Origin of the sequence: Variovorax sp. OV084 (genome assembly GCF_900111625.1) — a bacterium.
Taxonomy (GTDB): Bacteria; Pseudomonadota; Gammaproteobacteria; order Burkholderiales; family Burkholderiaceae_C; genus Variovorax.
On the sequence record NZ_FOII01000029.1, the window covers coordinates 31,954 to 54,159 of the forward strand.

Below are 22,206 nucleotides of genomic sequence, written 5' to 3' on the forward strand. Positions count from 1 at the left end.
CTCCCGCGGCGCACTGGTAGCGCCGGGCTGCAGCGTGGCAAGCTCCGCCAGAGCCTCGGCTGATTGCGCGGGTTGTCCAGATAGCGGCGGCCGAGGGGGGAAATCGGGCCGGGTTGGATGACCGTGGCACGCAACTCGGCTAGAAGTTCATCGAGGGCAAAGGCCGCGGTTTCCTGGGACAAGAACGCTTCGATGGCGTTCAGGCTCCGCAGTAATCCCGCGGTCACTTCGACCCGGTAGGCACAGTCAACCACGCTTCTTGGTGGCCTTGCCGGTTGTTGCACAGGCGCGGCACTGTTGGAGCTTCGTAATGACGGTATCGGCACCATAAGCGCGGTCAGCTTCGATGTTGGCCAGGCCCCTCTTGGCGTCGTCGATCAGCAATAGGTGGATGCGCTCGCGCTCAAGGCGATGGTAGTAGCCCAGCCGGTCGACATCGATCAACGCAACGTAGCTTTCACCATTTTTGGTGATGATCTCTTCGGCGCCGGCCTTAGCTTGGTCAGCCAGCTCGGACGGGTTGGCCCGCGCTTGCGTGAAGGGCGCTACATCGCTCGCTGCAAAGCGCATAACCGACTCCTTTGCGCGGTAGATGACAGAATGCTGCGCAGTCTACTTCACCCGCGTAGGCGGGCTGAGCATCACGCGCCCGGAGGCGATCCGTGCTAAGTCGATGGTGGGGTTCGCGCTCCACGCAAGGCAACTTCTAGTTAGAAATCAACATGCTCGCCTGACAACGTAGCTTGCGAAGGCTTCTTCGGTCGGCCGGAAACCGAGCTGTTCAGACCAGCAATCTCGTCGGTACTTTTGTCGGCATCTCTGACAACAAAGAGCGTAAGACTTGAGCTTCTATGGGCCTTCTAGCAGAGTTTTTGATCCCCTCTGGGGGGAAAAATGTCGCGCAATGCAGTCCCGGCACCTTGCGCGCGACGACCAACCGCTACCGTCGGCGGCCCCTCTCGCGGAAAGTGCCACGAACCTCCAGCATGCGTCTCGTCTTTTCTAGTTCACCTTGCAGCAGTTCGGCATCCGGGAGCACGGTGCGATAGTTCGCTGCCATGATCTTGCTTGGCAGTCCTTCAAGTGCGTACCTCGCCAGCGCGTTTCCCTTGTCGGCGCAGAGGATCAAACCGACCGGGGGGTTTTCATCAGGCAGGGTCCAGTTTTCCTTGGCGTAGTTGCAATACATGTGCATCTGCCCCACGTCCGCGTGAGTCAACCCCCCAAGCTTCAGGTCAATGATGACGAGACAGCGCAGGCGGCGATGAAAGAACAATAGATCAACGCGGTACCAGGTCTGGTCGATGCGCAACCTTCGCTGCCTTCCAATGAAGCTGAAGTCTCCGCCGAGTTCGAGCAGGAAGTCTTCCAGCCGATGTATCAGGGCCTCTTCCAAATCGGACTCCGAATACTCGTCCTTCAGGTCCAAGAATTCCAGCACATAAGGATCCTTGACCGCTTCATCGGAAAAGACAGCGTCGCCCTGCGTCGACGCCGAACCCTTTTGAAGCATCGCGGCCTTGTTCCTTGACAGCGCCGTGCGCTCGTAGAACTGGCTACTGATTTGGCGATCAAGCTGGCGCACGCTCCAGCCTCCGCGCAGCGCCTCTGCTTCGTAGAACCGGCGGGCGCTACTATCCTTAACCGCGAGCAAGCGGACATAGGCGGACCAAGGTAGCGTGAAGAGCGGCGCCAACTCCTCAAGACGCCACGGTCGAACTGAATCACCGGAGCCGAACCCCAATGTCCGGGGCATGGTGGAAGCTTGCGCCTCCGAGCCATATTCCTGCGTCGGCAGTTGGGGAGATTCGCCAGACGCTGTCTGGCGAATCGGCCAAGCAAGAAAGAACGAGCGCATCTGCTGCAAGTTCTGACGGCTGAACCCTCGGCCGAATTGCCCTGTCAGGTCCAATGAAAGCCGCTCGATCAGTTGCTCGCCATAGCCCGCTCGCCGCCTGCCTTTCTGTTCGGCCTCGACGATGCGGCGACCGACCTCCCAATAGCTCGCCGTCATCAATGAATTGACGCTCCGGGCAGTTGCGTGCCTTGCGGCATCGAGCAACTCGACGATGCCACCTCGGATACCGGCATACCCGCTCGGCAAGGTCGCAGCGCTCGCCTTGGAGGAAGAAATTTCTTGCCTCATGACTTGATGTCCTCCGATCGATATCCGGCGAGGGTGTGCGATTGCAACGTGCCCACACTGCTCCCGGAATCAGAAATCAAGATCGGCAACGTTCCGGCAAAAGAGCGCGCCTGCACCACGCTCACCTCGCTTCCCCTTGCTGACGCGAACTCCGTATCTGAAAGCATTTCCAACGTCTTCCCCGCCGCTAGGTCATCCAGCAGATCCGCCCACAACTGGATCATCTTGCGCCGCTGACTCAAGAAAGTGGCGCGGTCATAGGCGCTACCCAGTTCCTCATCGGAGCCATGTGCCAGATGCCGCTCGATCACCTCACGATCGCATCCCAGCAGTTCACGAATCAGGGTCCGGGCGGTGGCGCGGAACCCGTGGCCTGTGATCTGTTCCTTCGTGTCATAGCCCAACGTGCGCAACGCACTGTTGATGGTGTTGTCGCTCATGTAGCGCGTCTTCTCGGAACGCTTCGACATGCTGCGGAAGATCGGCCCACGGGGACCGGTCAGCGGATAGATGTCGCTCAGGATTTCGACCGCCTGCGTCGGTAGCGGCACGAGGTGAGCCGGCGTGCGTACATCGCGCTTCTTCCACTCCCGCAGCTTCATCTTCTCGGGCGGGCAGCGCCACAGCGCCTGGTCGAGATCCACATCTTCCCAGTGCGCCAGCCGCAACTGACCTGGCCGCTGGAACAACAAGGGCGAGAGCTGCAGCGCCGCGCGGGTGATGACGTTGCCGTTGTAGGCACGTATGTCACGAAGCAACTGGCCGAGCTTCTGCGGGTCCGTGATGGCTGGGTAGTGGCGCGTTCGAGGTGGCGGCAAGCCAGCCGTACGGCTGTTCACGAAGTTCTTTGCCGGCTCAAGCGCGCCCACATCGACGGCGTACTGGAACACGTGCTGCACCGCCTCACGAACGCGCTGCGCCGTCTCCAGATTGCCGCGCTCCTTGATGCGGTGAAGGCATCGGACGACCTCGGTCGGCAAGATGGCCTCCATGGCCAGCGCACCGATCCACGGGAAGATGTGCAATTCCAGATGGCGCATCACCTTCTCGGCATAGCCGGCGGACCATGTGCGGTCTTTCCACGCCTGCGCGTGCCATGCACGGGCAGTCCGCTCAAAGGTATTGAGGCGGGCAACGCGAACACGCTCTCCCTCCACCCGCCGTGCCTCGCGGGGATCGACACCTTCGGCGCGCTTCTCGGCCTCGGCACGCGCCTTCCTGCGCGCAGCGGCAAGCGTCACGACCGGGTAGTGCCCGATGCTGAGCTTGGCCTCCTTGCCATGCCGCTTGTAGCGATAAACCCACGCCTTGCCGGTCGGGCGCACGCGAAGGTAGAGACCGTCGCCGTCCGCCAGCAAATATTCCTTGTCCCGCGGCGCTGCCGCCTTGATCTGAAGCTCGTTGAGTTGCCCCATGGTGTACCCAAAATCGACTGCGATTGAAAAGCAGTCTGGGGTACACCGTGGGGTACGCGCAAGAACGGGACTTTGTGAGATTCGGTGATGCCGCTTGAGCCGCCTTTTTGAGGCTAAGTCCTTGATGTACAAGGGCTTTTGAGCTGACTTGGGATCTACCGAGAAAGAAAAATGGTGGCCTGGGGCGGAATCGAACCACCGACACGCGGATTTTCAATCCGCTGCTCTACCAACTGAGCTACCGGGCCATTGCATTTGTGTGCAGCCCTAAATTATACAGCGCTTCTGCGCCCTCTTGAAAGATCGACGCCAAGTTGTTTGAGCTTGCGGTACAGATGGGTGCGTTCGAGGCCGGTTTTCTCGGCGACGCGGGTCATCGAACCGTTCTCCATCGCCAAGTGAAACTCGAAGTACGCCTTCTCGAAACCATCGCGCGCGTCGCGCAGCGGGCGGTCGAGATCGAAGCTCTGGGTCGATTGCGGGCCGGCGTCGACCACGGGCACGGAAGCCAGCGAGGCCATCAGCAGGCTGTCGCCTGTCGTCGTGATGGCGGCCGCCTGGTTGCCGGTGACCGGCGCGGGCACCACGCCTGCCGCGGCGCGGCGTGCGCTCTCGCGCGCCAGGCCCTGCTCCACTGCCTTGAGCAGCTTCTGCATGGTGATGGGCTTTTCGAGGAAGGCGAAGGCGCCGATGCGCGTGGCGTCGACCGCGGTGTCGATGGTGGCGTGGCCACTCATCATGATGACGGGCATGCTCAGCAGGCCCGCGGTGGACCACTCCTTGAGCAGCGTGACGCCGTCGGTGTCGGGCATCCAGATGTCGAGCAGCACGAGATCGGGCCGTGCGCGCTGGCGCGCAGCGCGGGCTTCGGCGGCGTTTTCCGCGAGCTCCACGTTGTGGCCTTCGTCATTGAGAATTTCGAAGAGCAGGTCCCGGATGCCCAGCTCGTCATCGACCACGAGAATGTTTGCCATGAGTGCTGCTTGTTGTTTGCGCTGGTGTCTGCAATGTATTGAGGGTCCGCTGGCCCATCCATCGCCTGTGCGACGACGGAGATTCGTGCGGCTCAGGCGGCGGAAGACTTCGAATCTTCGGTGTGAGCGACCGCTGCCCGCGGCTCGCCTGCCAGCGCGAATGATAGCGAGACTTGTGCCCCTGCTACAGCCCCATCGACGACGCGGTTGGAAAGCTCGATGCGCGCGCCGTGTTCGTCCGCGATTTTCTTCACGACCGCAAGGCCCAAACCAGTACCTTTTGTTTTCGTGGTTACGTATGGTTCGAAGGCGCGCTTCAAAATATTTTCGGCAAAGCCCGGGCCGCTGTCCTGCACTGTCAGGCGCACGCGCTGCCCCGAATCGCCGAGCCGCGTGCGGATGACGACCTCGCCCGCCTTGCCCGTGCCGCTGGCGGCAGCTTCGGCGGCGTCCTGCGCGTTCTGCAACAGGTTGTGTATGACCTGGCGGATCTGCTGCGCGTCGCCGCGGATGGGCGGGCAGCGCTCGTCGAGTTCTGAGCGCAGCGTGATCGGCAGGCTCTCGGCGTTGTAGAGCTGGAGCACGTCGGTCAGCAAGGCGTTGAGGTCCACCGGCTTGAGGTCGGCCGCGGGCAGGCGCGCGTAGTCGCGGAATTCGTTCACCAGCCGCTTCATCGCATCGACCTGGTCGACGATGGTCTTCACCGACTTCACGAGCACGGCCTGTTCGGGCGGCGGGACCTTGCCCGAGAGCTTCATCTCGAGCCGCTCGGCCGAGAGCTGGATCGGCGTGAGCGGATTCTTGATCTCGTGCGCGAGGCGGCGCGCCACTTCGCCCCAGGCCTGCGCGCGCTGGGCCGAGACGATTTCGGAGATGTCGTCGAACACCAGCAGCCGCGCGGCGCCGGGCAGTTCCGCGCCGCGCGCGACGATGTTGATGGCGCCGTCCTGCTGCGGCAAGTCGGTGCCGGAGGCGTGCAGCTCGAAGGCGTGCTGCCAGTGGTCGAGGCCGTGCTGCATGCGCTCGACGAGAAAGTCGTCGAACTGCTGCTGCACCTTGGCACCGAACTCGGCCAGGCCCGGCACATCAATGAGTGCCCGGCCTTCGTAGGCGGCGAGCGGCGCACGCAGCACGCGGGTCGCGCCCGGATTGGTGGACAGCACAGTGCCCTTGGCGTCGAGCACGATCACGCCCGATGTCAGGTTGTCGAGAATGGTCTGCAAGTTGGCGCGCGCAGCGTCGAGCTGGCCCATGGTCTTCTCGACCGCGCCGCGGGCGTCGGCCAGCTGCTGCGTCATGACGGCGAACGAGCGCGTAAGGCCGCCGAGTTCGTCCTTGCCCTGCAGCACGGCGGTGGGCCGCAGGTCGCCGGCCGCCACCTGGCGCACGCCGTCTGCCAGCACGAGCAGCGGCCGCGCGAGCTGATTGCCGAACAGCACGGCCAGCAGCACCGCACCGAACACGGCGAGGAACAGGCTCAGCGTGAGCGTGCCGATGTACATGCGACGCAGGCCCTCGCGCGCGAGCGCCCGCTCCTGGTATTCGCGGTTGGCCTCCTGCACGGCGAGCGCGTTGGCGACCACGGCCGGCGGCAGCGGCCGCGTGACCTGCAGATAGCGCGGCGCGGTGTCGAAGTCGAAGCCCGGCCTCTGCACCATGGCGAGCGCACGCACGCTCGCGACTGGCGGGGTTGCGCCCGGCGCGGCTGTTTCGTCCAGCCCCTCGACGTGCGCGACGGCGCGCTCGGGGCGGACCTGGCGGAACTGCTGCACGGTTGGCCGCTCGGGGTTGAGCTGAAAACGCGAGGAGCCGGCGCTGGCCACGAGTTGCCCGTTGCCGGTCCACAGGATCACGTCGGTGGCCTCAAGCTGATCGCGGATGCGTTCCAGCACCAGGCCCGCGCTCGTGTCGGGCACTTGCGCCAGCTGTGCGCTGGCGCTGCGCGTCTTGGCGGCGAGGTCATCGGACAGCGAATCGAGCGTGGCGCGCCCCAGGTTGAGGCCAGCATCGAGCGCGCCCTCGACCTTCACGTCGAACCAGCTCTCGATCGAGCGCGCAACAAACTGATAAGACACCACGTAGACCAGCGCCCCGGGCACCACGCCCACCAGCGCGAAGATGGCCGCCAGCTTGATGAGCAATCGGCTGCCGAACTTGCCCTGCCGCAGCCGCCGCAGCAAGCGGAAGGCAACCCAGCCGATCACCAGCACCAGCAGCACCGCCACCACGACGTTGATGCCGAACAGGCGCACGTAGTAGCGCTCGTACAGTGCGCGGTTGTTGGTGGCCTGCGCCAGCAGGAACATCAGCACCAGGCCGATGGCCGTGACCAGCGCGGCGCCGACACCAATGGCCCAGCGCGTGGCCCGCGCGCGGCGCGCGGCCGGCGTGGCCGCTGCGCCGCTGCGCCCGGAAGTGCTCACTTCTGCTTCTCCAGCGGGAGCTTGGCCGTGCGTTCGGCGGCGATGTTCCAGTCGGCCTGCCCGACCACGCCGATCTGGAACGGGCGCGGCAGCTGCGAGGTGTCGAGCCGGAAGCGGAAAGTGACCTGGTGCTGCGGGTCGTCGCCGATCTCGGCCACATCGCCCAGCCGCAGGCGGCCGATGCGCTTGATGGCGTCGAGCGCATCACCGAGGGTGTCGAAGTTCTGGTTCAGCGAGATGCCCAGGCCGGCCGCGCCGGTCATCGGCGCCGCCGACACGTTGAGTCGCCAGCGCCGCGTGAGCGGCTGGTAGGCCAGCCGCATGTGGCGCGCGACCTGGGCGACCTTGCGATCGGTCCAGTACCAGCGCTCCTGGTAGAGCTCGGCCTCGGCCACGAAATAGATGGCGATGCCCTTGTCGAGCACCTCCTCCACCAGCGAGGGCAGCTCGAACTGCACGGCCGCGCTGAAGTAGACGCCGTCGTCGGACTGCTCGAGGCGCATCTGGGTGATCGACGTGCCGTTGCGGCCCTGGGCGGCCGCCGGGGCCGGCAGCAGCAGGACCATCCACATTGCCCAGGCCCAGAGCAGGACGGCCAGCAAGGCCGGCCAGCGCCGTTCAGTGCGGGCGCTTCTCAAGCAGGGCGTAGAAGAAACCGTCGTGGTCACCAGAGGGATTGTCCGGGACGCCACGGGCATTCGACCCGCTTTGGGGCAGCAAATGGCCTGGCGATGGCAGCAATCGTGCGTCGGTGTTGTGTACAAGAAACGCATCAATTTGTTGCGAACCCTCTTCGCGGAACACGGAGCAGGTGCAGTAAAGGAGCCGGCCGCCGGGCCGCACCAGCGGCCAGAGCGCGGCCAGGAGAGCGGCCTGCTGGGCTGCGAGCTGGGCGGTGTCGCTTTCGCGGCGCAGCCAGCGCACATCAGGATGGCGTCGCACGATGCCCGAGGCCGTGCATGGTGCGTCGAGCAGGATGGCGTCGAAGGGCGTGCCGTCCCACCATTGGTCCGGACGCCCCGCGTCGGCGACGAGCACCTTGGCCTTGAGGCCGATGCGGGCCAGGGTTTCATCGATACGGCGGCTGCGGACGGCATCGACTTCCAGGGCTGTCACGTCGATAACGCCGGGGGCCGCCATTTCGAGCAGGTGCGCGGTCTTGCCGCCGGGGGCGGCGCAGGCATCGAGCACGCGCAGTGGCGCCGCCGCACCCGGCTTCGTCGGCAAGAGGCCTTCGAGCAGCAGCGGTGCGGCCATCTGCGCGGCGGCGTCCTGCACCGAGCAGGCGCCGTCGGCAAAACCGGGCAGTTGCTGCACGGGGCGTGCGCGCGTCAGCTGCAGGCCGCTGGGGCCTACGCGTATCGCACCGAGGCCAACGGCCTCCAGCTCCGCCAGATACGAAGCCACGGTCGATTTCTGAGTGTTGACCCGCAGCGTCATCGGCGCCTGCGCGTTGTCGGCGCCCAGCACCCGCTGCCAGTCGCGCGGATGGTCGCGCTTGAGGCGCTCGATCCACCAGCGCGGGTGGTTCCATTGCGCGACGGGTTCGGTGTCGGTGGCGGCCACGAGCTCGTCGCGCTCACGCAAGAAGCGCCTCAGACAGGCATTGATGAAGCTGGCCTGCGCCCGCGTGGCTGGGTTGCGCTTGGCGGCCTCGACGGCCTGGTCGACCAGCGTGAAGGGCTCGTAGGGTGCACGCTCGCTGTCCCACGCCAGCGCCAGCGCGGTGCACAGCAGGGCATCGGGCAGCGGCGGCGGCGTGCGCTTGGCCAGGTGGCGACGCAGCGCCTCGGCGCGGCCGAGCCAGCGCAGCACCTGGAAACCGAGCGCCTGCACGCCGGGGCGCAGCGAAGGCTCGACCGCCTCGAAGGCAACCGAGCCCGAGGTGCCGGCGCGAATCGACGCCAGCGCCACCGCGGTCAGTTGCAGTTGGCGCCAGAGCGGAGGCTGCAGCGACGGCGCACCGTTGTTGCTGCTGGAGGAAGGATCGGAAGGTAGTTCTGACAAGTTGGGGCGATGGTAACGGGCGACCGTAAAGCCGGACGCCGTGCAATGGAAAGAAGAAAGAGCCGCGCCGGGCGCCGAACTCAGAGCAGCGGAGCGGCCGGACGCAGACGCACGGCCCATGCCACCAGCAACGCCGGAAACTGCGCGATCGCAGCGTTGTAGTGCCCCACCGCCTGGTTGAACTGGCTGCGCGCGATCTCCGCCGCGGCCGAAGGCTCGGGCCACGCGATCGGCTCGATGGCGCTGGGCACCGTGGCCTCGGTCCCGGGCTGAAGTTGCGCCGGCCGCGACAGAGTGCCGTCGGCGTCGAACACCGTCACATCGTCCGGGTGCTGGCGTCGCCACGCATTGATCCACACCTGCAGCGCAGTGGCCAGCGCGGCCATGACGCCGGTGTCCAGCGGGTGCAGCCGGGTCGCGCCGAGCAGGGTCGCGAGCTGGGTGGTCGCGGCCTGCAATGGCGCGATGGACGACAGCGACTCACCCGTTGGCGACGCCTCCACCGGTGGCGCAGCGGTGATGCTGGCCTGCACGAAGTCGAGCTGCTTGCCCAGGGCCGCATCGAGCAGGCCGTAGGCCTGCAGCACGGCCGCGCGCAAACGCACCAGCCGGTTGTAGGCACCGACAAACCAGAACAGCAGGACCGCGATCACGATCCAGCTGGTCAGCGATTCGGGCAATACGCTCATCGACGACAACGCCTCATCATTGAAAACACAAAGAAAAACGCCCCCCAACCGGAGGCGGTCGGGGGGCGTGGTGTACCGGTCATGGCCGGTGATGCTACCGAGTTATTCGGTCGCAGCGCCTTCGCTGGCGTCAGCCGTGCTGGCCGCTGCATCGCTGTCGGCGGAGCCTGCCAGTTCGGCAGCTTCCGATTCGGCGATGGCACGGCGCTCGGCTTCGTCCATGGCGTCCTTGACCTTGCGGGCCTGGTGGTAAGCCATGCCGGTGCCTGCGGGGATCAGGCGGCCGACGATGACGTTTTCCTTCAGGCCGCGCAGCTCGTCGCGCTTGCCCATGATCGCGGCTTCGGTCAGCACGCGCGTCGTTTCCTGGAACGAAGCAGCCGAGATGAACGAGTCGGTCGACAGCGACGCCTTCGTGATACCCAGCAGCAGGTTGGTGAACGTCGCAGGGATCTTGCCGTCGGCGCGCAGGGCGTCGTTGGTGTTGAGCATTTCGCTGCGTTCGACCTGTTCGCCGGAGATGTAGCTCGTGTCGCCGATGTTGTCGACCACGACGCGGCGCAGCATCTGGCGAACGATCACCTCGATGTGCTTGTCGTTGATCTTCACACCCTGCAGGCGGTACACGTCCTGCACTTCGTCCACGATGTAGCGCGCCAGTTCTTCCGAACCCAGCAGGCGCAGGATGTCCTGCGGGTCCGCCGGGCCGTCGACCACGGATTCGCCCTTGTTCACCACCTGGCCTTCGTGCACCAGGATGTTCTTTTCCTTCGGCACGAGGTCTTCCCAGACCGTGCCTTCCGGATCGGTGATCTGCAGGCGGATCTTGCCCTTCGTTTCCTTGCCGAACGACACGGTGCCGGTCATTTCGGCCAGCATGCCCTTGTCCTTCGGCGAACGGGCTTCGAACAGCTCGGCAACGCGCGGCAGACCGCCGGTGATGTCGCGGGTCTTCTGGCCTTCGACCGGAATACGCGCCAGCACTTCGCCGGGGCCCACGTCCTGACCGTCACGGATCTGGACCAGTGCGCCGATCGGGAAGCCGATCGTCACCGAGTGGTCGGTGCCCGGGATCTTCACTTCGGCGCCGGAGGCGTCGATGAGCTTCACCTGCGGGCGCACGACCTTGGCAGCGCCGCGGCGCTTCGGGTCGATCACGACCAGGGTCGACAGACCGGTCACTTCGTCCACCTGCTTCGCAACCGTGAGGCCTTCCTCGACGTTTTCGAACTGCGTCTTGCCGGCGAACTCGGTAATGATCGGGCGCGTCAGCGGATCCCAGTTGGCAAGCACGTGGCCGGCCTTGATCTGCTGGTCGGCCTTGACCGTCAGGGTCGCGCCGTACGGCACCTTGTGGCGTTCGCGCTCACGGCCGTGCTCGTCATGAATGACGATCTCGCCCGAACGCGAAATCACGACCAGCTCGCCCTTGCTGTTGGTCACGTAGCGCATCGTGGCGTTGAAGCCGATCGAGCCGTTCGACTTGGCTTCCACGCTCGAAGCGATGGCAGCGCGCGAAGCGGCACCACCGATGTGGAAGGTACGCATCGTCAGCTGCGTGCCGGGTTCGCCGATGGACTGAGCGGCGATCACACCGACGGCTTCGCCGATGTTGATCAGGCCGCCGCGGCCCAGGTCGCGGCCGTAGCAGGTCGCGCAGATGCCGAAGCGGGTTTCGCAGGTCAGCGCGGTGCGGACCTTGACCTCGTCGACGCCTTGCGCTTCCAGCGCTTCGATGTTGTCTTCGTCGAACATCTCGCCGGCCTTCAGCAGCACCGAACGGTTTTCCGGGTGCAGCACGTCGTCCGCAGCCGAGCGGCCGAGGATACGGTCGCGCAGCGACTCGATCACTTCACCGCCTTCGACGATGGCGCGCATCAGGTAGCCGCCGTGCGTGCCGCAGTCCTGCTCGGTCACGACCAGGTCTTGCGTCACGTCGACCAGACGACGGGTCAGGTAGCCCGAGTTCGCCGTCTTCAGCGCCGTGTCGGCCAGACCCTTACGGGCACCGTGGGTGGAGATGAAGTACTCCAGCACGTTCAGGCCTTCGCGGAAGTTCGCGGTAATGGGCGTCTCGATGATCGAGCCGTCCGGCTTGGCCATCAGGCCCCGCATACCGGCCACCTGGCGAATCTGGGCCGCGGAACCGCGGGCGCCCGAGTCGGCCATCATGTAGATCGAGTTGAAGGACTCCTGCTCGACTTCCTTGCCGTGGCGGTCGATGACGCGTTGCTTCGACAGCTTGGCCATCATGACCTTCGACACTTCGTCGCCGGCCTTGCCCCAGATGTCCACCACCTTGTTGTAGCGTTCGCCGGAGGTCACCAGACCCGACACGTACTGCTGCTCGATCTCCTTCACTTCCTTGGCGGAGCGCTCGATGATGCCGTGCTTCTCGGCGGGCACCAGCATGTCGTCGATGGCGATCGAGATGCCGGCCTTGGTCGCCAGACGGAAGCCGTTTTGCAGCAGCTTGTCGGCGAACACGACGGTCTCTTTCAGGCCGCACTTGCGGAACGAGACGTTGATGAGCTTGGAGATTTCCTTCTTCTTCAGCGCCTTGTTGATGTTCGAGAACGGCAGGCCCTTCGGCAGGATCTCGGACAGCAGGGCACGGCCCACGGTGGTGTCCACGAGCGAGGTCGACGGCGTGAATTCGCCGGTTTCCTTGTTCTTGGTGTATTCCGTGATGCGCACTGCCACCTTGGCGGTGAGTTCGACTTCGTTGGCGTCGAGCGCGCGCTGCACTTCACCGATGTCGGAGAAGATCAGGCCCTCGCCCTTGCCGTTGATGCGGTCGCGGGTCGTGTAGTACAGACCCAGCACCACGTCCTGCGAAGGAACGATCGACGGTTCGCCCGAAGCCGGGAACAGCACGTTGTTGGAGGCCAGCATCAGCGTGCGGGCTTCCATTTGCGCTTCCACCGACAGCGGCACGTGAACGGCCATCTGGTCGCCGTCGAAGTCGGCGTTGAATGCCGCGCAGACGAGCGGGTGCAGCTGGATGGCCTTGCCTTCGATCAGGATCGGTTCGAAGGCCTGGATGCCCAGACGGTGCAGCGTAGGAGCGCGGTTCAGCATGACCGGGTGCTCCTTGATGACCTCTTCCAGGATGTCCCAGACCACCGGCGTGCCCGATTCGACTTCCTTCTTGGCAGCCTTGATCGTCGTCGCGATGCCCATGGCTTCGAGGCGCGAGAAGATGAAGGGCTTGAACAGTTCGAGCGCCATCAACTTCGGCAGGCCGCACTGGTGCAGCTTGAGCGTCGGGCCCACCACGATGACCGAACGGCCCGAGTAGTCGACGCGCTTGCCCAGCAGATTCTGGCGGAAGCGGCCGCTCTTGCCCTTGATCATGTCGGCCAGCGACTTCAGCGCGCGCTTGTTGGCGCCCGTCATGGCCTTGCCACGGCGGCCGTTGTCCAGCAGCGAGTCGACAGCTTCCTGCAGCATCCGCTTTTCGTTGCGCGCGATGATTTCCGGAGCCTTCAGCTCCAGCAGGCGGCGCAGACGCGAATTGCGGTTGATGACGCGGCGATACAGGTCGTTCAGGTCGGAGGTCGCGAAGCGGCCGCCGTCCAGCGGCACCAGCGGACGCAGGTCCGGCGGCAGCACGGGCAGCACGTCGAGCACCATCCACTCGGGCTTGATGCCCGACTTGCGGAAGGCTTCCAGCACCTTCAGGCGCTTGGAGTTCTTCTTGACCTTGACTTCGGAGCCGGTCAGGTCGCCGCGCAGGCGTTCGATCTCGCTGTCGAGTTCGATGCCTTCGAGCAGATCCTTGATGCCTTCGGCGCCCATCTTGGCGACGAATTCGTCACCGTATTCCTTGCGCTTCGCGTCGTAGTCGTCCTCGGACATGATGCCGAACTTCTTCAGCGGGGTCATGCCGGGGTCGGTGATCACGTAGGCTTCGAAGTACAGCACGCGTTCGATGTCGCGCAGCGTCATGTCGAGCACGAGGCCCAGGCGCGACGGCAGCGACTTCAGGAACCAGATGTGGGCGCAGGGCGCGGCCAGGTCGATGTGACCCATGCGCTCGCGACGCACCTTGGTCTGCGTGACTTCAACGCCGCACTTCTCGCAGATCACGCCGCGGTGCTTCAGGCGCTTGTACTTGCCGCACAGGCACTCGTAGTCCTTGATGGGGCCGAAGATCTTGGCGCAGAAGAGACCGTCGCGCTCGGGCTTGAACGTGCGGTAGTTGATCGTCTCGGGCTTCTTCACCTCGCCGAAAGACCACGAACGGATCTTCTCGGGCGAAGCCATGCCGATCTTGATGGCATCGAAATGCTCATCAGGCGTGAATTGCTTGAACAGGTCGAGTAGCGATTTCATAAGACTCTTTCCCTTTTCAAATTAAGAACGCTCGAGCTCGATGTCGAGGCCCAGCGAACGAATTTCCTTGACCAGCACGTTGAACGATTCCGGCATGCCGGCTTCGATCGAGTGCTCGCCCTTGACGATGCTTTCGTACACCTTGGTACGGCCTTGCACGTCGTCGGACTTCACGGTCAGCATTTCCTGCAGGACGTAGGCGGCGCCGTAAGCTTCCAGCGCCCACACTTCCATTTCCCCGAAACGCTGGCCGCCGAACTGCGCCTTGCCGCCCAGCGGTTGCTGCGTGACGAGCGAGTACGGGCCGGTGGAACGCGCGTGCATCTTGTCGTCGACCAGGTGATGCAGCTTCAGGAAGTGCATGTAGCCGACGGTGACGGGACGCTCGAACTGGTCGCCGGTGCGGCCGTCGAACAGGTACGCCTGCGTGCGCGTATCGGTCAGGCCCTTGAGCTTGGCGATGTCGTCCGGGTAGGCGAGCTTCAGCATGCCGCGGATTTCTTCTTCCGAAGCGCCGTCGAACACAGGCGTCGCGAAGGTCGCGCCGTTCTGCAGATTCGCTGCCATTTCGAGCAGTTCGGTGTCGTTCAGCGAGCTGATGTTTTCCTGGCGGCCCGAGCCGTTGTACAGCTGCTCCATGAACTTGCGCAGCTCGGCCACCTTGGCCTCTTGCTGCAGCAGGTCACCGATGCGCTGGCCGATGCCCTTGCCGGCCCAGCCCAGATGCACCTCGAGCACCTGGCCCACGTTCATCCGCGAAGGCACGCCCAGCGGGTTCAGGCAGATGTCGCACGGCGTACCGTCGGCCATGTGGGGCATGTCTTCGACCGGAACGATCTTCGACACCACACCCTTGTTGCCGTGGCGGCCGGCCATCTTGTCGCCGGGTTGCAGGCGGCGCTTGACGGCCAGGTAGACCTTGACCATCTTGAGCACGCCCGCGGGCAGCTCGTCGCCCTGCGTGAGCTTCTTGCGCTTTTCTTCGAACGCGAGGTCGAAGCTGTGGCGCGTCTGCTCCAGCGAGTTCTTGATCGACTCGAGCTGCGAAGCCACTTCGTCTTCCGCCGGGCGGATGTCGAACCAGTGGAACTTCTCGACCGACGACAGGTAGGCCTTGTCGAGCTTGGAGCCTTTGGCCAGCTTGTTCGGGCCGCCGTTGGCGACCTTGCCGGTCAGCAGCTTCTCGATACGGTCGAACGCGTCGGCTTCGACGATGCGAAGCTGGTCGTTCAGGTCGAGGCGGAAGCGCTTGAGCTCGTCGTCGATGATCTGCTGGGCGCGCTTGTCGCGCGTGATGCCTTCGCGGGTGAACACCTGCACGTCGATCACGGTGCCTTGCGAGCCCTGATCCACACGCAGCGAGGTGTCCTTCACGTCGGAAGCCTTCTCGCCGAAGATGGCGCGAAGCAGCTTCTCTTCAGGCGTCAGCGTGGTCTCGCCCTTCGGCGTGACCTTGCCCACCAGCGTGTCGCCCGGCTGCACTTCGGCACCGACATAAATGATGCCGGATTCGTCGAGGCGGTTGAGCTGCTGCTCGGCCAGGTTCGGGATGTCGCGCGTGATTTCTTCTGCGCCCAGCTTCGTGTCGCGAGCCATCACCACCAGTTCCTCGATGTGGATCGAGGTGTAGCGGTCTTCGGCCACGACGCGTTCCGAGATCAGGATCGAGTCTTCGAAGTTGTAGCCGTTCCACGGCATGAACGCGATCAGCATGTTCTGGCCGAGGGCCAGTTCGCCGAGGTCGGTCGATGCACCGTCGGCCACCACGTCACCCTTGGCGATCTTGTCGCCGCGCTTGACGATGGGACGCTGGTGGATGTTGGTGTTCTGGTTCGAACGCTGATACTTGATCAGGTTGTAGATGTCCACACCGACTTCACCGGCAGCCGCTTCGGCGTCGTTCACGCGCACCACGACACGGGTCGCATCGACGTAGTCGACGATACCGCCGCGGGTGGCCGTGACCACGGTGCCGGAGTCGACCGCGGAGACGCGCTCGATACCGGTGCCGACCATCGGCTTCTCGGGGCGCAGCACAGGCACGGCCTGGCGCTGCATGTTGGCGCCCATCAACGCGCGGTTCGCGTCGTCGTGCTCGAGGAACGGCACGAGCGATGCGGCCACCGACACGATCTGCGCGGGCGACACGTCCATGTACTGGATGCGTTCGGCACCGACCAGGATCGATTCGCCGGCTTCACGCGCCGAGACCAGGTCGCCGGTCAGCTTGCCGTCCTTGTCCAGGGCCGCGTTGGCCTGGGCGATGACGTACTTGCCTTCCTCGATGGCCGACAGGTAGTCGATGTCCATCGTGACCTTGCTGTCGATCACGCGACGGTACGGCGTCTCGATGAAGCCGTATTCGTTCAGGCGGGCGTACAGGGCCAGCGAGTTGATCAGGCCGATGTTCGGGCCTTCAGGCGTTTCGATCGGGCACACGCGGCCGTAGTGGGTCACGTGCACGTCGCGCACTTCGAAGCCTGCACGTTCACGCGTCAGACCACCCGGGCCAAGGGCCGACACGCGGCGCTTGTGGGTGATTTCGGACAGCGGGTTCGTCTGGTCCATGAACTGCGACAGCTGCGAGGCGCCGAAGAATTCCTTCAGCGCGGCCGAGATCGGCTTGCTGTTGATCAGGTCGTGCGGCATCAGCGGCTCTTGTTCCGCTTGACCCAGACGTTCCTTCACGGCCTTCTCGATACGTGCCAGGCCGGTGCGGTACTGGTTTTCGGCCAGTTCGCCGACGCAACGCACGCGGCGGTTGCCCAGGTGGTCGATGTCGTCGACTTCGCCATTGCCGTTGCGCAGGTCAACGAGGATCTTGACCACGGCCAGGATGTCTTCGTTGGTCAGCACCATCGGGCCGGTCGATTCGTCGCGGCCGACCTTGGCGTTGAACTTCATGCGGCCGACGCGCGACAGGTCGTACGTGTCCGGGTTGTAGAACAGGCGCTGGAACAGGGCCTGCACGGCGTCTTCCGTCGGCGGCTCGCCGGGGCGCATCATGCGGTAGATGGCCACGCGCGCAGCGAATTCGTCCACGGTTTCGTCGATGCGCAGGGTCTGCGAGATGTACGCGCCCTGGTCGAGTTCGTTCGTGTAGATGACCTGCACGTCTTGCACGCCGGCCGTGCGCAGCTTCTTCAGCAGCGCTTCGGTCAGCTCGTCGTTGGCCTTGGCCAGGATTTCGCCGGAGTCGGCGTCGACGATGTTGCGGGCGATCACGCGGCCGATCAGGAAGTCTTCCGGCACGCTGATGTGCGTGGTGCCGCCCTGCTCGAGCTCACGCGTGTGGCGCGCGGTAACGCGCTTGTCCTTGGCGACCACGACCTTGCCCGACTTGTCGGTGATGTCGAAGCGCGCGACTTCGCCGCGCAGGCGCTCGGAGACGAACTCCATCTGCGCGCCGCTGTCCATCAGGCGGAAGTTGTCGTTCACGAAGAAGTTCGCGAGGATCGATTCCGGGTTCAGGCCGATGGCCTTCAGCAGGATCGTGACCGGCATCTTGCGGCGACGGTCCACGCGGAAGTACAGCATGTCCTTCGGGTCGAACTCGAAGTCGAGCCACGAACCGCGGTAGGGAATCACGCGGGCCGAGAACAGCAGCTTGCCCGAGCTGTGCGTCTTGCCCTTGTCGTGTTCGAAGAACACGCCCGGCGAACGGTGCAGCTGCGACACGATCACGCGCTCGGTGCCGTTGATGATGAACGAACCCTTTTCGGTCATGAGCGGCACTTCGCCCATGTAGACCTCTTGTTCCTTCACTTCCTTGACCACCTTCGACTGCGAAGTCGACGACTCGCGGTCATAGATGATGAGCTGGACCTTGGCGCGCACGGCCGAGGCGAAGGTCAGACCACGGGTCTGGCACTCACGCACGTCGAACGCCGGCTTCGCCAGGTTGTACTCGAGGAACTTCATCTCGACGAAACCGTTGTGCGAGACGATCGGGAAGGCGGCGTCGAACGCGGCCTGCAGGCCCTCGACGGTGCGTTGTTTCGGGGGAATGCCGGCTTGCAGGAACGCGGTGTACGCGTCTTTCTGCATCTGCAGCAGGTAGGGAATTTCGACGACGCTGTCGCGATTGCCGAAACTTTTTCGGATGCGCTTGCGTTCGGTGTAACTGTACGCGGACGATTGGGCCATGAGAGCTCCGGTGCTTGAGATCTTCAGCGACTTGTCAGCAGTGCCGAGGCACCACTGCTTGGCGGCTGGCCACTACCAGCCGTTGGCGGACAGCGATGCGTTGCACATCGCCCGAACCAAGGGGTCTTCTGCAGTCGGGGTCAGAAGACACTCAAAAAACGTCTCGTCTTGGCTTTTCCGTCGACCTGAAGGTCTCCGGGAAAACCGGCAACGAGCCGGCTTTTGGGTGCGCTCTGAAAGCGGCAAAGGCTGGAGGGCCTTTTCAGGCGCCTCCAGCCCTCCAGGGGGTCTGAATTACTTCAGTTCCACCTTGGCGCCGGCTTCTTCCAGCTTCTTCTTGGCAGCGTCAGCGTCAGCCTTCGACAGGCCTTCCTTGACAGCCTTGGGAGCGGCTTCCACCAGATCCTTGGCTTCCTTGAGGCCCAGGCCGGTGATTTCGCGCACAGCCTTGATGACCGACACCTTGTTCGCGCCGACATCAGCCAGCACGACATTGAATTCGGTCTTTTCTTCGACCACAGCAGCGGCTGCGCCACCACCAGCGGCCGGAGCCGACATTGCAGCGGCGCTCACGCCGAACTTCTCTTCGATGGCTTTCACCAGGTCGTTGAGTTCCAGGACCGTCATGCTGTCGAGCGCGGTCAGAAATGCGTCTTTATCGAATGCCATTTTTGTTTCCTAACAATTGGGTTGAATATTTCAAACGCGAGGCTCAGGCGGCCTGCGCTTCTGCCGGTGCATCGGCAACGGGTGCAGCTTCGCCACCACCGCGCTTCTCGGCCAGCGCCGCGAGCACGCGGGCGGTACGAGAGATCGGGGATTGCATCAAGCCCAGCAATTGCGCCAGCAGCACTTCCTTCGAAGGGATGTTGGCCAGTTGCTTCACGCCGTCGACGTCCAGGGCCTTGCCACCGAAGGCGCCGCCGCGAATGACCAGCTTGTCGTTGGTCTTCGCGAAATCGGCCACCACCTTGGCGGCGGCCACAGCGTCTTCGGAGAAGCCGTAGATCAGCGGACCGGTCATCTGGTCGCCAACAATCTCAAACGGGCTACCAGCGACAGCACGGCGGGCCAGGGTGTTCTTCAGAACACTCAGGCTCACACCCTTGCTGCGCGCTTCGTTGCGCAGTTTGGTCATATCGGCCACCGTGATGCCACGGTATTCCGCCATCACGAGCGTTTGAGCTTTTGCGGCGAGGCTGGTCACATCACTGATGACCGCTTCTTTCTCACTGCGATTCAGACTCAAGGTCTACTCCTTTTAATGCGATCTTCGGCCGGGGCCTGGGATCGCGCTTCATGCAGCGACCAACTGTTTCGGAACAAAAATCAAATTCCTTGCAGCGGGATCGCCATCTGCGCTGATTGCCTGACGGAAAGGTCCGGCGATTAAGTGCAGCACCCTGCACACCAGCGGTCTTGGATGGCCCGCGGCAACCGAAGCTGCCGCGACCCACCACATTCGCCCCACCCTTTCGGGCGGAGCAAATCTCTTTAGCTCGCCGAGATGGTTTGCGTGTCCACGCGGACACCCAGACCCATGGTCGACGACACAGCCACCTTGCGCAGGTACACGCCCTTGCTGGTCGCGGGCTTGGCCTTGACCAGAGCATCGATCAGCGCTGCGAGGTTGCCCTGCAGCTTGTCGTTGTCGAACGAGCGACGGCCGATCGTGCCGTGCACGATGCCGGCCTTATCGACGCGGAACTGAACCTGGCCAGCCTTGGCGTTCTTCACGGCCGTAGCGACGTCCGGGGTCACCGTGCCAACCTTCGGGTTAGGCATCAGGCCGCGCGGGCCGAGGATCTGGCCGAGCGTACCGACGACGCGCATGGCGTCCGGTGCGGCGATCACGACGTCGAAAGGCATGTCGCCAGCCTTGACCATGGCAGCCAGGTCGTCCATGCCGACGATGTCGGCGCCGGCGGCCTTGGCTTCTTCAGCCTTGGCGCCTTGGGCGAACACGGCGACGCGCTTGGTCTTGCCGGTGCCGTTGGGCAGCACGACGGCGCCACGCACGACCTGGTCCGACTTCTTCGCATCGATGCCGAGTTGCACGGCCACGTCGATCGATTCATCGAACTTGGCGGTGGCGGCTTCCTTGACGATGGCGATCGCGTCAACCAGCGGGTACAGCTTGTTGCTGTCGACCTTGCCTTCGAGCGACTTCTGCTTCTTGGTGATCTTGGACATTTACACGCCCTCCACATTCACGCCCATCGAGCGGGCCGAGCCGGCGATGGTACGAACTGCTGCGTCGAGGTCGGCGGCAGTCAGGTCCTTCATCTTGGCCTTGGCGATTTCTTCGAGCTGAGCGCGCGTGATCTTGCCGACCTTGTCGGTGTGCGGACGGGCCGAGCCCTTTTCCAGCTTGATGGCCTTCTTGATCAAGGTGATCGCCGGGGGCGTCTTGATGATGAAGGTGAAGCTCTTGTCAGCGAACGCGGTGATGACCACCGGCAGCGGCAGACCCGGCTCGACGCCTTGGGTTTGCGCGTTGAACGCCTTGCAGAACTCCATGATGTTCAGACCGCGCTGACCGAGTGCGGGACCGATCGGCGGGGACGGGTTGGCCTTACCAGCTGGCACTTGCAGCTTGATGAAGCCGACGATTTTTTTCGCCATGCTATTTGCTCCTTGCGGGTGATATCGCCTTGGCTTGCGGCCGCGGCTCCCCGGGGTTAAACGACTCTTCGATCAAGGCCGCGCGCCGAGTCGGACAACGCGCAGCCGGAAACAGTAACGCCGACCCGAAGGCCGGCGGGGCGTCAGGTCTTCTCGACCTGGCTGAATTCGAGTTCCACAGGTGTCGCGCGGCCGAAAATCATGACCGACACGCTGACCTTGCTCTTCTCGTAGTTGACTTCTTCGACAGTGCCGTTGAAGTCGGTGAACGGGCCTTCCTTGACGCGCACGAATTCGCCAACGGTGAACTCGACCTTGTGGCGCGGCTTCTCGGTGCCCTGCTGCATCTGGCTGACGATGTCCTCGACCTCTTTCTGCGAGATCGGGGCCGGACGGTTCTTGGCGCCGCCCACGAAACCCGTCACCTTGTTGGTGTGCTTCACCAGGTGCCAGCTTTCGTCGTCCATGATCATTTCGACCAGCACGTAGCCCGGGAAGAAACGGCGCTCGGTGGTGCGCTTCTGGCCGTTCTTGATTTCGACCACTTCTTCGGTCGGAACCAGGATGCGGCCGAACTTGTCCTGCATGCCGGCGCGATTGATGCGCTCGGTGATGTTGCGCTCGACGGCCTTCTCCATGCCCGAATAGGCATGCACCACGTACCAACGCAGATCTGGATTGGCGGCTGGGGCCAGCACCGAGGTGTTTTCTTCCTCTGGCGCGCCCGGCGTGGTTTCAACTGCATTCACTGGATCAGCGGTCATTTATTTTCTCCAGCCCAGAATGAGGTCGAAAAACACCCATTCGAGCGTCTTGTCGGTGAGCCAGAGGAAGACGGACATGATCGCCACGAAGGCGAACACATAAGCCGTCATCTGCATCGCTTCCTTGCGGGTCGGCCAGACGACCTTCTTGACCTCGCGCCACGAGTCGCGGCCGAAGGCCCACAACTGACGGCCATTCTCCGAACTGCCGAAGGCAGCCACCGCTGCGGCCAAGCCGACCAGCAGCGCAGCCCATTGCACCAGCGAGCCTTGGCGCGACAGCAGATAGAACGCCACGATGGCGCCCACTGCCAGCACGACAGCCACGGCCAGTTTGGCCTTGTCGGCGCCGGTGCTCACGGTTTCGATTTGAGAAGTGGCCATGTTTGGCTGATTTCCTGTGACCCTGAGGCCTTCAATTCAATGCGTCTCTTGAGACGCCGAAGCCCGTCGGGACGCGACGGGCTTTTTTCGGAGTGCCACCTAAGTGGCAGGGGCAGTAGGAATCGAACCTACAACCTTCGGTTTTGGAGACCGACGCTCTGCCAATTGAGCTATACCCCTCCGGTACTCTTTGCGCCCGACTTAGATGTCGAGGATCTTGGCCACGACGCCCGAACCCACGGTACGGCCGCCTTCACGGATGGCGAAGCGCAGGCCTTCTTCCATCGCGATCGGG

The 22,206-nt window shown here is 63.9% G+C and carries 16 protein-coding genes, 2 tRNA genes and 1 pseudogene; all 19 read right to left on the reverse strand.

From position 1 onward, the window contains the following. Positions 1-246: 246 nt before the first annotated feature. Positions 247-570 (reverse strand): type II toxin-antitoxin system Phd/YefM family antitoxin, encoded by a 324-nt coding sequence (locus BMW87_RS32645; protein WP_093082326.1) that lies wholly within the window; start codon positions 568-570, stop codon positions 247-249. Between the two features lie 370 nt (positions 571-940). Further along, positions 941-2,146, reverse strand: coding sequence for a PDDEXK nuclease domain-containing protein (locus BMW87_RS32650; protein ID WP_093082329.1), 1,206 nt, complete (start codon positions 2,144-2,146; stop codon positions 941-943). Then, positions 2,143-3,561 (reverse strand): tyrosine-type recombinase/integrase, encoded by a 1,419-nt coding sequence (locus BMW87_RS32655; RefSeq protein WP_093082331.1) that lies wholly within the window; start codon positions 3,559-3,561, stop codon positions 2,143-2,145. The genes BMW87_RS32650 and BMW87_RS32655 overlap by 4 nt, the downstream gene beginning before the upstream one ends. 172 nt (positions 3,562-3,733) lie before the next feature. After that, positions 3,734-3,809 (reverse strand) — tRNA-Phe (locus tag BMW87_RS32660). A 24-nt stretch (positions 3,810-3,833) separates the two neighbouring features. Then, on the reverse strand, positions 3,834-4,535 hold the full coding sequence (locus BMW87_RS32665; protein ID WP_093057187.1) for a response regulator: 702 nt from the start codon (positions 4,533-4,535) through the stop codon (positions 3,834-3,836). A 92-nt stretch (positions 4,536-4,627) separates the two neighbouring features. Beyond that, on the reverse strand, positions 4,628-6,958 hold the full coding sequence (locus tag BMW87_RS32670) for a sensor histidine kinase (protein WP_093082333.1): 2,331 nt from the start codon (positions 6,956-6,958) through the stop codon (positions 4,628-4,630). Then, positions 6,955-7,530, reverse strand: coding sequence for a DUF4390 domain-containing protein (locus tag BMW87_RS32675; RefSeq protein WP_371127394.1), 576 nt, complete (start codon positions 7,528-7,530; stop codon positions 6,955-6,957). Before BMW87_RS32675 ends, BMW87_RS32670 begins: the two co-directional genes overlap by 4 nt. A gap of 46 nt (positions 7,531-7,576) precedes the next feature. After that, complete coding sequence (rsmB, locus tag BMW87_RS32680) at positions 7,577-8,965, reverse strand: 16S rRNA (cytosine(967)-C(5))-methyltransferase RsmB (protein ID WP_371258882.1); 1,389 nt, start codon at positions 8,963-8,965, stop codon at positions 7,577-7,579. Between the two features lie 80 nt (positions 8,966-9,045). Continuing rightward, positions 9,046-9,654 (reverse strand): LemA family protein, encoded by a 609-nt coding sequence (locus tag BMW87_RS32685; protein WP_093057184.1) that lies wholly within the window; start codon positions 9,652-9,654, stop codon positions 9,046-9,048. A gap of 102 nt (positions 9,655-9,756) precedes the next feature. Continuing rightward, positions 9,757-13,992 (reverse strand): DNA-directed RNA polymerase subunit beta', encoded by a 4,236-nt coding sequence (gene rpoC, locus BMW87_RS32690; RefSeq protein WP_093057183.1) that lies wholly within the window; start codon positions 13,990-13,992, stop codon positions 9,757-9,759. A gap of 21 nt (positions 13,993-14,013) precedes the next feature. Beyond that, positions 14,014-18,138, reverse strand: a complete 4,125-nt coding sequence (gene rpoB, locus BMW87_RS32695; protein ID WP_093082335.1) for a DNA-directed RNA polymerase subunit beta — start codon at positions 18,136-18,138, stop codon at positions 14,014-14,016. 294 nt (positions 18,139-18,432) lie between these two features. Further along, a complete protein-coding gene (gene rplL, locus BMW87_RS32700) occupies positions 18,433-18,807 on the reverse strand; it encodes a 50S ribosomal protein L7/L12 (protein ID WP_093057181.1) in 375 nt (124 codons plus the stop codon). 43 nt (positions 18,808-18,850) lie between these two features. After that, entirely contained in the window at positions 18,851-19,387 is a 537-nt protein-coding gene (rplJ, locus tag BMW87_RS32705) for a 50S ribosomal protein L10 (protein WP_093057180.1), read from the reverse strand. A gap of 245 nt (positions 19,388-19,632) precedes the next feature. Further along, the gene (rplA, locus tag BMW87_RS32710; protein WP_093082338.1) at positions 19,633-20,331 is read right to left on the reverse strand and encodes a 50S ribosomal protein L1; all 699 of its coding nucleotides are present in this window, start codon (positions 20,329-20,331) and stop codon (positions 19,633-19,635) included. Further along, positions 20,332-20,763, reverse strand: a complete 432-nt coding sequence (gene rplK / locus BMW87_RS32715) for a 50S ribosomal protein L11 (RefSeq protein ID WP_007831051.1) — start codon at positions 20,761-20,763, stop codon at positions 20,332-20,334. It abuts the gene before it with no gap. A 143-nt stretch (positions 20,764-20,906) separates the two neighbouring features. Continuing rightward, complete coding sequence (gene nusG, locus BMW87_RS32720) at positions 20,907-21,527, reverse strand: transcription termination/antitermination protein NusG (RefSeq protein ID WP_256217011.1); 621 nt, start codon at positions 21,525-21,527, stop codon at positions 20,907-20,909. Next, positions 21,528-21,911 carry a preprotein translocase subunit SecE gene (gene secE, locus BMW87_RS32725; RefSeq protein ID WP_093057178.1) on the reverse strand — a complete coding sequence of 128 codons (384 nt, stop codon included), beginning with the start codon at positions 21,909-21,911 and terminating at the stop codon, positions 21,528-21,530. Between the two features lie 104 nt (positions 21,912-22,015). Continuing rightward, positions 22,016-22,091, reverse strand: a tRNA-Trp gene (locus BMW87_RS32730). A gap of 21 nt (positions 22,092-22,112) precedes the next feature. Then, positions 22,113-22,206: pseudogene (locus tag BMW87_RS32735) on the reverse strand (elongation factor Tu); the annotation flags it as partial.

Bases quoted from the DNA above. Each gene is read 5' to 3' on its own strand.
- BMW87_RS32645 (WP_093082326.1), bottom strand. From the start codon at position 570: ATGCGCTTTGCAGCGAGCGATGTAGCGCCCTTCACGCAAGCGCGGGCC.
- BMW87_RS32650 (WP_093082329.1), bottom strand. From the start codon at position 2,146: ATGAGGCAAGAAATTTCTTCCTCCAAGGCGAGCGCTGCGACCTTGCCG.
- BMW87_RS32655 (WP_093082331.1), bottom strand. From the start codon at position 3,561: ATGGGGCAACTCAACGAGCTTCAGATCAAGGCGGCAGCGCCGCGGGAC.
- BMW87_RS32665 (WP_093057187.1), bottom strand. From the start codon at position 4,535: ATGGCAAACATTCTCGTGGTCGATGACGAGCTGGGCATCCGGGACCTG.
- BMW87_RS32675 (WP_371127394.1), bottom strand. From the start codon at position 7,530: ATGTGGATGGTCCTGCTGCTGCCGGCCCCGGCGGCCGCCCAGGGCCGC.
- BMW87_RS32685 (WP_093057184.1), bottom strand. From the start codon at position 9,654: ATGAGCGTATTGCCCGAATCGCTGACCAGCTGGATCGTGATCGCGGTC.
- rpoC (WP_093057183.1), bottom strand. From the start codon at position 13,992: ATGAAATCGCTACTCGACCTGTTCAAGCAATTCACGCCTGATGAGCAT.
- rpoB (WP_093082335.1), bottom strand. From the start codon at position 18,138: ATGGCCCAATCGTCCGCGTACAGTTACACCGAACGCAAGCGCATCCGA.
- rplL (WP_093057181.1), bottom strand. From the start codon at position 18,807: ATGGCATTCGATAAAGACGCATTTCTGACCGCGCTCGACAGCATGACG.
- rplA (WP_093082338.1), bottom strand. From the start codon at position 20,331: ATGTCCAAGATCACCAAGAAGCAGAAGTCGCTCGAAGGCAAGGTCGAC.
- rplK (WP_007831051.1), bottom strand. From the start codon at position 20,763: ATGGCGAAAAAAATCGTCGGCTTCATCAAGCTGCAAGTGCCAGCTGGT.
- nusG (WP_256217011.1), bottom strand. From the start codon at position 21,527: ATGACCGCTGATCCAGTGAATGCAGTTGAAACCACGCCGGGCGCGCCA.
- secE (WP_093057178.1), bottom strand. From the start codon at position 21,911: ATGGCCACTTCTCAAATCGAAACCGTGAGCACCGGCGCCGACAAGGCC.